The sequence below is a fragment of the Pseudomonas sp. RT4P38 genome, assembly GCF_054897765.1.
Window position 1 is genome coordinate 3,684,418 of the sequence record NZ_CM142703.1, and the last position, 14,385, is coordinate 3,698,802.

Annotated in this window: 12 protein-coding genes and 3 pseudogenes; 10 read left to right on the forward strand and 5 right to left on the reverse strand. The window is 53.2% G+C overall.

The window, feature by feature from the left end; genetic code table 11:
• Position 1 precedes the first annotated feature (1 nt).
• The 10 genes and pseudogenes from tnpC to ACYZT7_RS17070 all read left to right on the forward strand — a co-directional run.
• A pseudogene (gene tnpC / locus ACYZT7_RS17025) lies at positions 2-919 on the forward strand (IS66 family transposase); the annotation flags it as partial.
• A gap of 3 nt (positions 920-922) precedes the next feature.
• On the forward strand, positions 923-1,501 hold the full coding sequence (locus tag ACYZT7_RS17030; protein WP_462037502.1) for a plasmid pRiA4b ORF-3 family protein: 579 nt from the start codon (positions 923-925) through the stop codon (positions 1,499-1,501).
• 487 nt (positions 1,502-1,988) lie between these two features.
• Positions 1,989-2,807, forward strand: coding sequence for an ABC transporter substrate-binding protein (locus ACYZT7_RS17035; protein ID WP_462037503.1), 819 nt, complete (start codon positions 1,989-1,991; stop codon positions 2,805-2,807).
• 246 nt (positions 2,808-3,053) lie between these two features.
• A complete protein-coding gene (locus tag ACYZT7_RS17040; protein WP_461959746.1) occupies positions 3,054-3,719 on the forward strand; it encodes an amino acid ABC transporter permease in 666 nt (221 codons plus the stop codon).
• Between the two features lie 10 nt (positions 3,720-3,729).
• Positions 3,730-4,377, forward strand: coding sequence for an amino acid ABC transporter permease (locus ACYZT7_RS17045; protein ID WP_461959747.1), 648 nt, complete (start codon positions 3,730-3,732; stop codon positions 4,375-4,377).
• Positions 4,370-5,092, forward strand: a complete 723-nt coding sequence (locus ACYZT7_RS17050; protein ID WP_461959748.1) for an amino acid ABC transporter ATP-binding protein — start codon at positions 4,370-4,372, stop codon at positions 5,090-5,092. Before ACYZT7_RS17045 ends, ACYZT7_RS17050 begins: the two co-directional genes overlap by 8 nt.
• Positions 5,093-5,163: 71 nt before the next feature.
• Positions 5,164-6,444 (forward strand): NAD(P)/FAD-dependent oxidoreductase, encoded by a 1,281-nt coding sequence (locus ACYZT7_RS17055; RefSeq protein WP_461959749.1) that lies wholly within the window; start codon positions 5,164-5,166, stop codon positions 6,442-6,444.
• Positions 6,445-6,737: 293 nt separating this feature from the next.
• Positions 6,738-7,673 carry a bifunctional Delta(1)-pyrroline-2-carboxylate/Delta(1)-piperideine-2-carboxylate reductase gene (gene lhpI, locus ACYZT7_RS17060; RefSeq protein ID WP_461959750.1) on the forward strand — a complete coding sequence of 312 codons (936 nt, stop codon included), beginning with the start codon at positions 6,738-6,740 and terminating at the stop codon, positions 7,671-7,673.
• Between the two features lie 281 nt (positions 7,674-7,954).
• Positions 7,955-8,176: pseudogene (locus ACYZT7_RS17065) on the forward strand (aconitase X swivel domain-containing protein); the annotation flags it as partial.
• Between the two features lie 109 nt (positions 8,177-8,285).
• Positions 8,286-8,450: pseudogene (locus ACYZT7_RS17070) on the forward strand (transcriptional regulator); the annotation flags it as partial.
• A 352-nt stretch (positions 8,451-8,802) separates the two neighbouring features.
• Here ACYZT7_RS17070 and ACYZT7_RS17075 read toward each other — a convergent pair.
• The 5 genes from ACYZT7_RS17075 to ACYZT7_RS17095 all read right to left on the reverse strand — a co-directional run bounded on the left by ACYZT7_RS17075 (position 8,803) and on the right by ACYZT7_RS17095 (position 14,378).
• On the reverse strand, positions 8,803-9,054 hold the full coding sequence (locus ACYZT7_RS17075; protein WP_462037504.1) for an AbrB/MazE/SpoVT family DNA-binding domain-containing protein: 252 nt from the start codon (positions 9,052-9,054) through the stop codon (positions 8,803-8,805).
• Between the two features lie 655 nt (positions 9,055-9,709).
• A complete protein-coding gene (locus ACYZT7_RS17080) occupies positions 9,710-10,489 on the reverse strand; it encodes an IclR family transcriptional regulator (protein WP_461959752.1) in 780 nt (259 codons plus the stop codon).
• 97 nt (positions 10,490-10,586) lie between these two features.
• Complete coding sequence (locus tag ACYZT7_RS17085) at positions 10,587-11,177, reverse strand: sarcosine oxidase subunit gamma (protein WP_462037505.1); 591 nt, start codon at positions 11,175-11,177, stop codon at positions 10,587-10,589.
• Between the two features lies 1 nt (position 11,178).
• The gene (locus tag ACYZT7_RS17090) at positions 11,179-14,076 is read right to left on the reverse strand and encodes a 2Fe-2S iron-sulfur cluster-binding protein (RefSeq protein ID WP_462037506.1); all 2,898 of its coding nucleotides are present in this window, start codon (positions 14,074-14,076) and stop codon (positions 11,179-11,181) included.
• Positions 14,073-14,378, reverse strand: coding sequence for a sarcosine oxidase subunit delta (locus ACYZT7_RS17095; protein ID WP_461959755.1), 306 nt, complete (start codon positions 14,376-14,378; stop codon positions 14,073-14,075). The genes ACYZT7_RS17090 and ACYZT7_RS17095 overlap by 4 nt, the downstream gene beginning before the upstream one ends.
• Between the last annotated feature and the right edge of the window lie 7 nt (positions 14,379-14,385).

A 14,385-nucleotide genomic window follows, 5' to 3' on the forward strand; every position in this document is an offset into this window, starting at 1 on the left:
GACGACCCTGGCCGACTGGGTCGGCCAGAGCAGTCAGTTGCTGCGACCACTGATCAACGCCCTTGAGCGCCATGTCATGAGCGGCCATAAAGTCCATGCCGACGACACGCCGATTGGCGTGCTCGCGCCGGGCAACGGCAAGACCAAAACGGCTCGTCTGTGGACTTACGTGCGGGACGACCGATCTGCCGGTGACACGACACCGGCGGCGGTATGGTTTGCCTACTCGCCGGATCGCATGGGGCAACATCCCCGCGCTCATCTCAAGAGCTTCAGCGGTATCTTGCAGGCTGACGGCTACGCCGGTTTTGCTCAGCTGTATGCCACGGGCACTACTGAGGAAGCCGCGTGCTGGGATCACGCCCGCCGCAAGTTTTACGATGTCTACAAAGACCTGGCTTCACCACTTGCCGCCGAGGCGCTGCAACGGATTGCGGCTTTGTATGTCATCGAAAGTGAGATTCGAGGACAACCGCCCAATCTGCGAAAAGCGGTTCGGCAAAGCCGAGCAAGTCCGCTGCTGGAACAACTACACACTTGGCTTAACCAGACGCTGACTCAACTGTCGAAAAAATCGGCATTAGGCGGTGCGATCCTCTATGCCCTCAATCGGTGGCAGGCGTTGACGCGCTACTGTGATGACGGCCGAGTCGAGATCGACAACAACGCCGCCGAACGGGCGCTGCGCGCCTTGGCGTTGGGTCGCAAAAATTACCTGTTTGTCGGTTCCGATGCCGGCGGAGAACGAGCGGCTGCGATTTACAGCCTGGTGGGTTCGGCCAAACTCAACGACCTGAACCCGCAAGCCTATTTGACACACGTGCTGGAGCGCATCGCCGAACACCCGATCAATCGGGTCGACGAACTGCTGCCCTGGAACGTTTCTCTCACCCCTACGGAACTCTGCGAGGCCGCCTGATCCATGGTCAAAACTGTTCGCTTGCCAAAACCCGAACCTGATTTGTTGCTACTGCACATTGAATTGAAGTGGATCGAACCTGCCATCTGGCGCCGTGTGGCGGTGCCCGAGAATATCACCTTGGGCAAATTGCACACGGTGATCCAGTTCGCGATGGGCTGGGAGGGCGGACATATGCATGAGTTTGAAATTGCCGGTGAAAATTACGGTACTCCCGACTCAGATGGGTGGGGCCCACCCGTGAACTCGGAAACCCGCAAGACTCTGATCAAAGCGTTGAACGGGAAAAAGTCGTTCCGCTACCTCTACGACTTTGGCGACGGCTGGGATCACCGGATCAAAGTCGAGAAGAAATTGCCCGCTGGAACCTGTCCTCAAGTGCCGTATTGCATCGACGGCGCCAATGCTTGCCCACCGGAGGATATTGGCGGTGGGCCGGGTTATGCCGACTTTCTTGAAGTGATGGCTGACCCCAACCACCCAGAGCATGAAGACATGCTGGAGTGGCATGGCAGTACCTTCGATCCAGCAGTTTTTGAATGGGAACGTGTCAACCAATTGTTAAAGGAGATTAGGGTCTGAGATGCAAGGCGGTGTAGCTCGGACGGTTACGCCTCGACCACAGCAAGCAGGAGCCGTATGCGGTAATACCGTACGTGCGGATTGTGCGGGGGGAGGCAGGTGACTGCCATCCCTACCGCGACCGATAGCTGGTGGCCTAGCTCAGGGAGTAAACGACTCTTTCAACCCAGCCGCGCGGCACTAATGCTTCACATCAAGGCACGCTTTTTGGTCTACGGTCTCCACATATCATTAGCCGATAAAAATGTTACCGAACCGACCTCGTTCGGGGCGCCTGGTACGAGGAGTGCTCCAATTTGTAACACTTCGCCATCAATCGAAAACGAGCCCACCCTATTTAGCAAACGCTAATCAGGCCTGAACCCGCTATGTCGCGCCGATTTAGGCAACGAAAGTGATCCCGTTGACGAAATGGCACGTCGCTTGCTAAATAAACATTCGTATACGAAACAAATTATCCGTCGCTACAGATTATTTCGAGGTTTTTATGAAAAAATTGGCTCATGCGGTTCTTTTCACAGCCATGATCGGCGGCACCTATGCCGGCACCGTCCAGGCAGACAAGCTGGATAGCATTATCGATTCGGGCAAGCTTCGCTGCGCCGTAACACTGGACTTTCCGCCAATGGGGTTTAGGGACGAAGCGAACAAGCCTGCAGGCTTTGACGTAGATTACTGCAATGACTTGGCGAAGGTGCTGGGCGTAGAAGCCGAGATTGTAGAAACGCCTTTCCCCGATCGTATTCCAGCGCTGATGTCTGATCGTGCAGATGTCATTGTGGCTTCCACCTCCGATACGCTTGAGCGAGCAAAAACCATCGGCATGTCGATTCCATACTTTGCCTTCCAACTGGTCGTGCTCACTCGCGATGATGCGAAGATTAATAGCTTCGATGATTTGAAAGGGCGAGCAGTTGGCAACACAGCGGGCAATTTCGAGGGTATTGCTCTTGAAAAAGACGTAAAAAAATGGGGGGTCGGGACTTATCGGGCCTACCAGTCGCAGAATGATACCATCCTCGCTGTGGCCCAAGGGCATATTGACGCTACGGTAATCACCAACACCATTGCGGTTGCCACCATCAAGTCCGGTAAATACAAGAATCTCAAAATCGCAGGCAACGCACCGTACACTCTGGATTACGTTTCCTTGGGCGTAAAGCGGAATGAGTATGGACTACTCAACTATCTAAATATTTTCATTAATCAGCAAGTGCGGAACGGCCGTTACGAAGAACTCAACAAGAAATGGATTAGTGCAGAGTTGCCCCCTACGGATCTTATCGCCCCCAAGGTCTACTATTAAGTTTGTTGTCGTGATCGATTAGATTTAGTGCGGGTGCTTAAGTATCTAAAAATTTGCATATAGCAAACGCTCTCCCCTGAGAAAGAGTAGGCTCGTGCCATCTTCGTCGGTGCGGGTCTAAATACTCGAAGGTGGATTAATTTTGGCAAACTGATGATTGAGTTGCCGTTAGGCTTCAGCACCCCTTGTCTGCAATGTGAGACCCTGTAGAGCCGGATCTAATAGCGCTCGGAGATATTATTATTTATGTTTGATTACTCTTTCCAGTGGCGAACGGCGTTGCGAGCTCTACCGGACATGCTGGGAGGCGCCTTAGTTACGTTTGAGACTGCGGCGTTGTCCATGATTTTCGGAGTACTGTTAGCCCTGACATTGACCGTGATGCGTGAGGCGCCTAGCCTTTTCATGCGAGGGTTCGGGAACAGTTGGGTTTCTTTAGCGCGGAATACGCCCGCGCTCTTCCAGGTATACATCCTGTATTTTGGACTGGGCTCTCTAGGGATTCATGTGAGTTCTTGGGCCGCGTTGTTGGCCGGTATTACATTCAACAACGCAGGTTATTTGGCAGAATATTTCCGTGGAGGGCTTAAGGCTGTACCTGGTACTCAAATGCGGGCAGCGAGATCATTGGGCATGAGTGCCTTTCAGGCCTATCGCATGATCATAGTTCCTCAATTGCTCCGAATAGTTTTCTATCCGCTGAGTAACCAGATGGTCTGGGCAGTCTTGATGACCTCTTTGGGGGTCATTGTTGGTCTCACTGACGACCTTACAGGCATCACTCAGAGTTACAACGTAAAGACCTTCCGAACCTTTGAGTATTTTGCCATCGCAGCCGTGCTTTATTACTTGATCGCCAAACTCATTGTTGTCCTGGCGCGCCTAATGAGCTGGCGACTATTCCGCTACTGAGGAGCTGTAAATGTTCTCCACCAGCCTAACTGCTAGCGACTTGTTATTTTTGTTGCATGGCGCATGGGTGACCCTGCAGTTAACATTTGTCGCAATGATTATTGGTACATTCGCCGGGGTGATTTTTGGTCTACTCCGTGCGATATTTCCTTATGGTTCTATGCCGCTGGCGTGGGTGTTGGATATATTCCGCAGCGTACCGTTGCTGATACAGTTTGTGTTGGTAAACTCACTCAAAAGTATTGTCGGTCTCAATATAAGTGCGTTCACCGTAGGGTGTGTAGTGCTGGGTGTATACGCTGCGGCCTACATAACAGAGATAGTTCGTAGCGGTGTGTTGGTAGTATCACCATCGATCAGGCGTGCAAGTCGATCGCTCGGAATGAGTTATTGGCAAGATATGCGTTACATAGTTCTGCCTATGGCTATGCGTGTAAGCTTCCCGGGCTGGCTGAACCTCGTGCTTGGATTGATGAAAGACACCGCACTAGTGATGTGGATTGGTATAGTTGAGCTTCTGCGTTCATCTCAAACTATCGTTACGCGTATTCAAGAGCCGTTATTAGTGCTTTGTATCGCGGGAATTATTTATTATGTCATGAGCCTGGTGGTGGCGCGCTTAGGGGCCGGTCTAGAAAAGAGGTGGCAAAATGATTGAGATTACCAACGTTCATAAGTCTTTTGGCAAACTGGAAGTTGTTAAAGGCGTAAGCTTGCAAGTTGAGAAAGGGGAGGTCGTCTCGATCATTGGCGGCTCAGGTTCTGGAAAGTCAACTCTGCTTATGTGTATCAATGGGCTCGAACCGATTCAGAAAGGCAGCATTCGAGTCGACGGCGTAGAGGTGCATAATAAAGAAACCAATATCAATAAACTTCGCCAGAAAATAGGCATTGTTTTTCAGCAGTGGAATGCCTTTCCGCACCTCACTGTGCTTGAAAACGTTATGCTCGCGCCGAGAAAGGTACTGGGGAAGTCTAAACAAGAAGCCGAAGCTATCGCAGTCCAGCAATTGCAGCACGTTGGGCTGGGTGAAAAGCTAAAAACCTTCCCGGGGAAGCTCTCCGGCGGTCAACAACAGCGGATGGCAATTGCGCGCGCACTCGCGATGTCTCCTGATTATATGCTGTTCGATGAGGCAACATCTGCTCTTGACCCCCAACTTGTGGGCGAAGTACTTGACACAATGCGCATGCTTGCCGAAGACGGTATGACGATGGTCTTGGTAACCCACGAAATTCGTTTTGCTCGTGACGTATCAGACCGCGTGGCATTTTTCCGGAACGGGCTAGTACATGAAATCGGTACCCCAGACCAAGTGATCGGAAATCCAACACGGCCAGAAACGATTGAATTTTTGCGCTCAATAAAATGAATTGCACGGGATCTTATTTTAGTCAGACCCCAGTTATTCCTTGAACGTAGCGTGTTAAGGCGAAATACAGCATGAATAGCAAACCCAGCTGTGCCGTGATCGGCGCGGGATTCGTAGGAATATGTACAGCCCTGAAATTTATTGAGAAGGGCTTTGCGGTTACTCTTTACGATCGCCAAGGCCCAGGGCTCGGAGCATCCTTCGGAAATGCCGGTTTCATTGCGACCGAATTGGTGAATCCACTTGCTACCGCGCAGGCGATTCGAAAAGCGATCCCGCTGCTGCTCGATCGTCACGGCGCGCTTCGTGTCCCATTGGGCAACTGGGCCCAAAGCGTACCGTGGATGTTTCGCTTTGCGGCTTCCGCACGACCAGCAGTGGTTCAAGGTACACGTCAAGCGCTGGCAAGCCTTCAGCGACTCGCAGTCCCCGCCTGGAAAGACCTACTAGGGCAGGAGCGGCTCCTGGATCAGTTGGTTCCGACTCACTATATGAAGGTATGGGAAGATAGTACCCGAGTGGCGGCAGCCCGCGCGGAACAGGCCTTTTACAACCACTGGGGCACTGAAGCTGAATTTGCTGACCAGCGGCGCGTCGCTGAGTTGGAGCCTGTGCTTAAGGGCCGAGTCCATCATGCTGTGCTTCTACCCTATGCTCATCGCGTGCGAGACCCGTACCAACTTAGCCTGGCGCTGTTCAAAGCTTTCACCTTGCGTGGCGGGAAACTTAAAAAAGAGGACGTGTGGGAGGTTCGCCCCATATCTGGATCTGTCACGGTTACCTCTACTACCGCTCAGAAGTCTTTTACTCATGCAGTTGTCTGTGCAGGAGCCCATAGCGCCAAGTTGATGCAACCTCTAGGATTGCGTGTGCCGCTTATGGCCGAACGCGGCTACCACTTGAACCTCACGCGAGCGAAGGGTCTTCTCAACGGGCCGATATGTTCGGCGGATCGAAATGTCTTCTTCAACCCATTGGATGAAGCCCTTCGCGTAGTAGGCTTCAGTGAGATGGGCGGAGTGGATTTGCCACCTGTTCCGGAGCGCTTTGATACGCTGAGGTGGCATTTCAATGGCCTATTTCCTGGTTCCGAACATCTTCTCACTGGAGCTTCTGAGTGGATGGGGATGCGGCCCACCTTGCCCGACTCGAAGCCAATTATCGATACGCACCCTGCATTTCCGAACTTGGGTTTTGTTTTTGGACATTCTCACGTCGGTTTAACACTGGCGGCAGCAACAGCAGACCTTATCAGTAGCCGGATGATTTTGGGCGAAGACAAAATCGATCTCTCACCTTTTAAAGCCACACGTTTTGTTCTGTCTGGCGATTTTAACTCCCCGACAGGTTAAGGGTTGCACAACTGACCAATAAAGAAGAGAGAATCTAATTAATCCGAGGCTGCTGAAGATTCGCATGTTCGAATTATTCAGCAGCTTGTCAAAAATAAGTTTACAAAATTAAGTCTACGTTGTTAGCTTTTGCGCAACTCAGTAATTTTCTAGCGAGGCGTTATTTGCCCTATGGCTAAGTGCGGCCTCCTGAGCGCACGAGTGAACTCTCGTCATTAGATTTAAAACTGAGAACTACTCGCAAAAAATTTACCAAAAGCAACAAAACAACCGAGAGAGGTATAGGGATCATTATGTCTACCCATGGTAACGCTTTGCCCATTCCAGTGTGCAACCAAGAAGAAACAGCTAAATTATTAGATTTTAAACGGCTCGTTGATGCGGTTGCAGTCGCTGCAGCCGAGTTGGAGCGCGGGACTATCCTTAGCCCTGAACGAATGGTCGTCCCAATAAGCGGAGAGAATGTCCTCCTGAGCATGCCGGCTACGACGCATGACATTTGCATCCATAAGCTGGTATGCGTAATGCCATCCAATGCTAAACTGGGACTACCCACTATCAACGGTACCGTTACCGTCTGTGACTCGGCGAAAGGCCAAGTGATGTGCCTTCTTGATGGCCCTGAACTGACAGGCAGACGAACCGCTGCAGTTACCATGCTCGCCATTCGAAACTTTTTGAAAAAAGAGCCTGAAGTCATTCTCCTCTACGGAACGGGTGTTCAGGCTCGTTACCACTTGCAGGCGATCAATGCACTGCATCCGCAGACTAAGGTATTAGTCCGAGGCCTGAACGAGCAAATGGTTCAGGACTTCTGCACTGGCAATAGTCAGTACCACCCACACTTGAGCCCATGCCCCGTAGAGCTCCCCAGCGGTGTTGACGTAGTCATCACGGTGACCACCAGCACCAAAGCCGTCTATGATGAAGACGCCGTGGTTGGTCGTCTTGTTATCGGGGTAGGCGCATTCAAGCCTGACATGGCGGAAATCGGTGCGACCACATTGTCGGGCAGCGATATTTATGCTGACGATCCACCAGGCGCCATGCACGAGGCCGGTGACCTGATTCAAGCCGGCGTTGACTGGACTCGCGTCAAATCTTTAGCTACCGCACTGAATAATGAATTAGATCCTGCGCGCCCTGTTGTCTTCAAAAGTGTGGGAACCGCGGCTTGGGATCTAGCTGCGGCACGGGTCGCCTTGGCAGCCTTGGGTCTCAACGCTTAAAGCCTGTTCATGTTGCATGAGCCTTAATACTAGTGGCTGAGCACCGGAGAGGTGGCACTAGACGCCTCTCCCCTTAGTTACAATGGTACACCCACTCTTAACGATTAGGGAGGCTGCTCGGCTAAACATGTGTGGCGCTAACTAGTGGGTGTTTGCTTAATTCGTTTATCTATTTAAAATATTTGGTCGCGTGTTTCTGGGTGACTTAGGTTAACGAACTACCCGTACAGGCCGCTAGATGCGAGGTGCTCCGCCTGCTGATAGAGAATCGGAGGTGTCGAATGTTAAGTAAACCCTATGTCGGGTGGTGCCTTATTGACGGCTCAGCGCAAGGAAGATTGCTGTATGCGGATGTTGGTCTGAGCTTTTGGGGTGGAGTAGATTCACTCACTGGAGAAATTATCGATCAACACCATTTGTCAGTTGGAAAACGTCTTGCTGGCTGTGTGTTCACTATTCCAGGCGGTCGAGGCTTTTGTACGGGTAGCAGTGTAACGATGCAATTTCACAAGCGCATGCAACGAATAAATTTATTTAGGCGGTAGAATTTTCACTCAGCGACGCGACCGCTTTGGCTGAGTTGTATCCGTATAGTAAACAAATGGAGTTTATATGTCGCAAACAACCTTGGGAGTTAAGCTAAAAATTAAGGATATTGAACGACTAAAAGTAGCGGCTGCTTCTATAGACCGAACCCCGCACTGGTTGATTAAGCAAGCGGCGTTGAATTGGCTGTCTCGGGTAGAGTCTGGGGATGCAATTGCCGATTTGATAGGTTCCGACCATGTTGATAGTGATGCCCAAAAACATAGTGTAAGAAATAGGAGTCAAGAATAATTTAGGGTGTTTGGAATGGGGTTTGCTCGCACGGACAATTACTTGTCCAGTGTCGTAAAAATAGGCCGCTATATTGCAGAGGTATCTGTGTAGGGCGGAGTGCATTATGAAACAGTGATCTGTTTGCATTCGTAGTAAGTTAATGGACGGTGTAGCTAGTTATCAGTACGGGTAGTTCGTTAATTGAACTCGCCCAGAAAGATACGGCCAAATAATTTAAATAGATAAACCAATTGTAAAACAGGCCGCTAGCTGAGGGTGGTAATATCTTGCACACCCCCCTGGAATTCGATCAAAGAATGGCCGGGCCACGGGTTTCCCTGCGCATTGGTACTGCCTTGTCGCCAGCCTCACTACGTATTCGATTCGCCATTTGAGGCTTTTTTGATAGGACTAGGCATCGCGTATTGCCGACAAACTCCTCGATCAAATACAGCGAGTCGCCAACATCGAGTTCCAGTTCCTGCAGCGCCTCATCGGGAATTCGAATTGCGCCGTCGCCGTCCCATTCTTCGATGATGATTTTCATAGGTGGCTTTCTCACGTGTGGTCTCCATTGCTTCTGATCCGCCAAGCAGTTCAACGCCCGTAGATTCCCGGCGACACGGTCGCGGTAGGGATGGCAGTTACCTGCCACCCCCCGCACAGATCCGTACGTGCGGAACTACCGCATACGGCTCCTGCCTCGGGTATGTGACGCGAAGCGATCCTCAGGGTAAGGATGTGCATTTCTGGGTCTAGGTATGTAGAGGTCGGCGAGGCGTCCGTAGCGTGACCATTGAAGTCTATTGCGCTGGCTGCGCCGTTTGAGGGCTTGCCGCCATAGACGGCAGACCGCTGAACGAAAGCCACCAAGACGTATCAGGTTTCCCGGCACCGCAGTTTGACCATTCCGCAAGGGAAATTCACCCTCTTTCTCGCGTAGCAATATAGCAATTGCGCCGCCCTTACGCACAATGAGACAGGCCTGACCTCGTCGTTGAGTCATGTTATCGGCAAAAGAGGGGAGCCGTTATTCGCAAAGGTGTCGACATGGCCATGTGCCTGATGGGTAACCCTCTAGTTTGTTGCTGCGCCGTTGCAACCGGCAAATGGACTGGCGTCAATACAGCTACGTGGCCAACCATCAGTTACTTTCCGTGATAACAAAGCAAGTCGCGTTAACTATCGCGCGTTCAGCGCGCGCTTCAAATCGTCAATTATGGGACATAGCCTAGCTCGCGGCTGATGTCTGCACTGCACGTCAATAGTAAGTTTTTGAACTGATCCTGCGCACCAGGAGGATCCATCACTGCATCGGGGCCTGAAAGGTTGATCGCAGCAGTGACCGCCCCCTTATGGTCTTTGATCGATGTAGCAATTGCAGTTGAGTAATCAGATCGATGTAGCACCCAGCCACGCTGGCGGTCGTTTAGGATCAGGGCTTGGAGCTCAGGAAGAGTTCGAGGTGCTGGTGAGGGATAGTCGTCCAGCCTGATGTGTTGATAGAGCGCCCCTAACTCTATGTCATCCAGCGCGGTCAGCAAAATCCTTCCCATAGCTGTGCAGTGACAAGCGATTCGTGTCCCGATGGGGATGTTGACAGAGAGGCGTTGAGCGGCAAACGCTCGGTATACGTAGAGGCTGTCGGTCTGCTCACGAATAGTCAGATGACAAGACAGCGAAGTACGGTCTCGCAACAGGTTGAGGTGCGGCATAGCGACTTCGACAATATCGCGATTAGCCAGATAGCTAAATCCGTCACTGATGACTCGTGCGCCCAGTTCGTACTGTGTGTTTATCTTATTCAGATAGCCGGTGTTGATGAGCGTGAACAATATCCGGTACACAGCCGAAGTGCTGACGCCCAGCCTTTCAGATATTTCATGGATGTTCAGACTGCGTGTGCTTGCATCGAACAGTCCTAACACGCTTAGCCCCCGAGCCAGGGCCGGCACACTGTAGTCAGTTTCCTTATCCGGCGTGTCGAGAATGGTCATCGTGGCCTCTGATGGAGATATGAGCGAGAGTATTTCGACGGCAATTGTTGAGCAGACTTTGCTGCTCAACAATCTATGCTGTTGCCTGCGTTGAGTTTCAGATCGACGCTTCGATGTCTAGCTCGGCTCCATCGAACTCTCCCATGGCATCCATCAATGCGCCCTTGAAATAGTCCAGAGAAGCGCGATCAAAGAGGATATGAAAAACTGGCGTAGCTACCGAACCCAGATTGATCACAATCACGTTGATACGTGCTGCTGGTGTCTGTGCCACGGCACCAGGCGCAAACGCCTGCGGCCGGAGGTCGACACTGCAAAGTTTGGCCATGACCTCGGCAATGTGGACTCCGCTCAGTAGCAGCCAGCCATGACTGTCCTCGCGAGGTAGCAAGTAGTTGGCGCTGTGATCCATTTCCCAACGTGCTTCTTCGCCAGCGATGCGCTCACCACGATCTAGCAAACTGCCCAAGAGCAGAAATTCGGTTTGCGAGAGCCGTACGACATGGCTTCCGTCCGCCTGAGTCACTGCACGATTTGGTGAGTTCGGCAGAATGAATTCTCGTGCCAGCAAATACGCTGCGCTGTCCGTGCCACGAAATCCGACTCTAGGTACTTCGGTCAAATCGACCACGGCGCATCGTTGCAATGGGCTCAGCCCGATATGATTTTCTGCATTGAGGCTGGACATGTCAGAGCTCCTGGCGCTTGTTTTCAGGGTCGAAGAAAGGCAGTTTCACCACGGTAGCATGCACAATTACGCCGTTCTCGACGCGGATCGGAATCTGCTGTCCTGGGGCGCTTTGATCAAAACCTGCGTAAGCCAGGCCAATGATCTGGCCGAGGGATTGCGAATACTCGCAGGAGCTTACGTTGCCACTGATGGCCGGGCCGTTGAGCACCAGATGACCCTCCAGCGGCAAGGGACTGGATTTAGGCAGGGTGAAGCCGACCAGTTTGCGCTTCTGCGGTTGGGCTTCGAGAATGTCCACCGAGCGACGACCCACGAAGAACGGTTTGTTCCGACTGACTGCCCAACCCATATCGATCTCGGCCGGATGGGTCATCCCATCGGTGTCTTGGCTAATGATCACGTGGCCTTTTTCAAGACGCAGTAGACGCTGGGTTTCGACGCCGAAAGGGCGGATATCGAAAGACTTGCCAGCCTCCATCAATGCGTCCCAGAGCTTCAACGCGTGCCGGGCAGGGACGTGAATTTCATAGCCCAGTTCACCGACAAAACCGACTCGCATTAGACGTGCCTTGATCCCGGCCACCGTACCTTGACGCACGCCCAGATACGGGAATCCTTCCGACGATAAATCCAGATTGGTACAGACCTTCTCCAGCACTTTGCGTGAATCCGGCCCTGCGACGTTGACCGCCGAGATCGCGGCCGTGACGTTGGCGATGTCGACGTTCAGCCGCCATTGCGCATTCCACTTGAGCATCTGTTGATAGATGCGATCCACGCCGCTTGTGGTGGCGGTGACGTAGAAATGATTTTCGCTGAAACGTGCACAGACGCCGTCGTCGATCACCACGCCATGTTCGTTGGTCATCAGCGCATAACGTGAGCGACCCACGGGTTGCTTGAGAAAGGCGAAGGTGTACATGCGATTGAGCAGTTCAGCGGCATCCGGGCCACGTACGTCCAGACCGCCGAGGGTCGAGACGTCGATAATGCCGACCTTGTTGCGCACATGCAGCGCTTCGGCCTGCATGCACTTGTCACGGTCACTAGCCTTGCCGTAGTAGGCGGGGCGCTGCCAGATTCCGGCGGGCATCATCTTCGCACCAGCGTCCAAATGCCGCTTGTGCATCGGCGTCTGCCGATAGGGGTCGAAAGCTCGGCCTGCAACGTGGGCCAGTTTTTCCGCTTCAAAGGGTGGTCGCGCGGTGGTCACGCCGGTTTCGCTGATGCTGCGCTGAGTCGAAGCGGCTACCAGCCGCGCGGTTGGCAACGCAGAGTGACGCCCTTGGGACGGCCCCATGCCTACGGTGGAGTAGCGCTTGACCAACTGCACGTCGCGATAGCCAATCCTGGTAGCGTTGATGATGTCGCGCACTTGCAGGTCTTCATCGAAATCGACGAAATCCTTGCCCTTGGGGTGCGGGAAGATCGGCCAAGGGAAGTTGACCTGTGCTTCGGCGTGCATCGGCAAAGGTTTGTTTGTGAGGCCGAGATTGAGCGCGATGACAATCTCTGCGGCAGCATGAGTCGCGTCTGCCAACACGTTCTCCAGCGCGTGATAACCATGGGCGGATCCCGCGACGCCAAGGTTCTTCGGAAGACCTGTGAGTGTGAACTCTGCCAGTTGATCGTCGTACGCTAACTTGCCGCCAGCCTGACACAGCAACTGATACACCGGCATGTAACCGCCGGACATACACAGCAGGTCGCAGTCCAGGGTCAGGCCGCTACTGGCCACCTGGCCTTGACCGGTGATCTTGCGAATGTCGGCACCGTTGACATGGCGCATGCCTTTTTCATGCAGTGCCTCGTAAACGGTACTGCCGAGGTGGCAGGTAATGTCGCGCTTCTCCAGTGCCAACAGCAGGGCTCGGTCAGCCGGATTCACCCGCATGTCCACCAGTGCCGAGACTTCGACACCCTGCTCGTGCAGATCCAGCGCTGCGAGGTAACCGTCATCGTTGCCAGTCAGAACCACAGCGCGTTTGCCCGGTTTAATGGCATACAACTTCATCAGTCGCTGCGCGGCGCTGGTCAGCATCACCCCGGGCAGGTCGTTGTTGCGGAAGATCACCGGCTGATCGAACGAGCCGCTGGCGACAAGGCACTGGGTCGCACGGACTTTGTACATGCGTTTGCCCTGAATCACCGGCAAGTAGTTGTCGGCGAACCAGGCGTTGCAGGTCGCCTTTTTCAGTACATGAATGTTGGCGTGGCCTTCGACGGCGCTGACCAGTTCACGACGTAGGTTTTCGGCGCGGGTACCTTCGAGATCGAAACGGGCATAGGTGAGTGAACCGCCGAGCACAGGTTGTTGCTCGATCAGCAGCACCTTGGCGCCAGAATTGGCGGCAGTCAGTGCGGCCTGCAAACCGGCCGGGCCTGCGCCAATGACCGCCAGATCAGCAAACAGATAGACCTTGTCGTAATACTCGGGCTGAAACTTCAGGTCGAGTACACCCAGACCGGCCTTCTTGCGGATGATCGGTTCCCAGACTTTCCACATACCTTTTGGCTTGTAGAACGAGCGGTAATAAAAGCCCACCGGCATGAATTTCGAGAACTTGCCGAGGTAGGCATCCTTGTCGTTGTCCAGCGAGCCATTGAAGTTCTGCCCGGTCACCTGCACGCCGTTTTCCAACAGGTAACTGTCGGCGAGCACGTTGGGTTCGCTCGGCAGTTGCACCAGGGTATTGGCGTCTTGCCCAGCCATGGTCAGCGGGCCACGCGGACGGTGGTACTTGAACGAGCGAGACAGTAGAAACCGACCGTTTGCGAGCAGCGCGCTGGCGATGCTGTCACCCTCGAAACCCTGATATGGCTTGCCGTCGAAACTGAAATTAAGCGGCTGATTGCGGTCGATTAGAAGGCCCATGGGAGCGGGTAGGCGGCTCATTTGGAGGTCTCCTTGGGGGTGGCGGCATGGAAGTCGACGCGGGCGTTGAACACTTCCTTAGGATCAAAGGTGCGAAGTATTTCGTCACTGCCAGTGTGGCGCTCTGCCAGGAACCAGTAGCTGGAAGGGTTGTGCATCCACCATTCGCGCACGACGCCCAAGGAGTCCTCGCTATTGAATACGTAGTCGGCCCACTCGGTGTCGGTGCAGGTCTGAGGATCGGGCATCTGCTTGAACTCACCGCCATAGGTGAATTCGCTGATATTGCGCGGCCCGTTGAGCGGGCAAGTCATGACTTTCATCTGTCGC

What these genes read in the sequence shown, in the direction of transcription:
- ACYZT7_RS17030 (WP_462037502.1), top strand. Translation starts at nt 923, where the DNA reads ATGGTCAAAACTGTTCGCTTGCCAAAACCCGAACCTGATTTGTTGCTA.
- ACYZT7_RS17035 (WP_462037503.1), top strand. Translation starts at nt 1,989, where the DNA reads ATGAAAAAATTGGCTCATGCGGTTCTTTTCACAGCCATGATCGGCGGC.
- ACYZT7_RS17040 (WP_461959746.1), top strand. Translation starts at nt 3,054, where the DNA reads ATGTTTGATTACTCTTTCCAGTGGCGAACGGCGTTGCGAGCTCTACCG.
- ACYZT7_RS17045 (WP_461959747.1), top strand. Translation starts at nt 3,730, where the DNA reads ATGTTCTCCACCAGCCTAACTGCTAGCGACTTGTTATTTTTGTTGCAT.
- ACYZT7_RS17050 (WP_461959748.1), top strand. Translation starts at nt 4,370, where the DNA reads ATGATTGAGATTACCAACGTTCATAAGTCTTTTGGCAAACTGGAAGTT.
- ACYZT7_RS17055 (WP_461959749.1), top strand. Translation starts at nt 5,164, where the DNA reads ATGAATAGCAAACCCAGCTGTGCCGTGATCGGCGCGGGATTCGTAGGA.
- lhpI (WP_461959750.1), top strand. Translation starts at nt 6,738, where the DNA reads ATGTCTACCCATGGTAACGCTTTGCCCATTCCAGTGTGCAACCAAGAA.
- ACYZT7_RS17080 (WP_461959752.1), bottom strand. Translation starts at nt 10,489, where the DNA reads ATGACCATTCTCGACACGCCGGATAAGGAAACTGACTACAGTGTGCCG.
- ACYZT7_RS17085 (WP_462037505.1), bottom strand. Translation starts at nt 11,177, where the DNA reads ATGTCCAGCCTCAATGCAGAAAATCATATCGGGCTGAGCCCATTGCAA.
- ACYZT7_RS17090 (WP_462037506.1), bottom strand. Translation starts at nt 14,076, where the DNA reads ATGAGCCGCCTACCCGCTCCCATGGGCCTTCTAATCGACCGCAATCAG.
- ACYZT7_RS17095 (WP_461959755.1), bottom strand. Translation starts at nt 14,378, where the DNA reads ATGAAAGTCATGACTTGCCCGCTCAACGGGCCGCGCAATATCAGCGAA.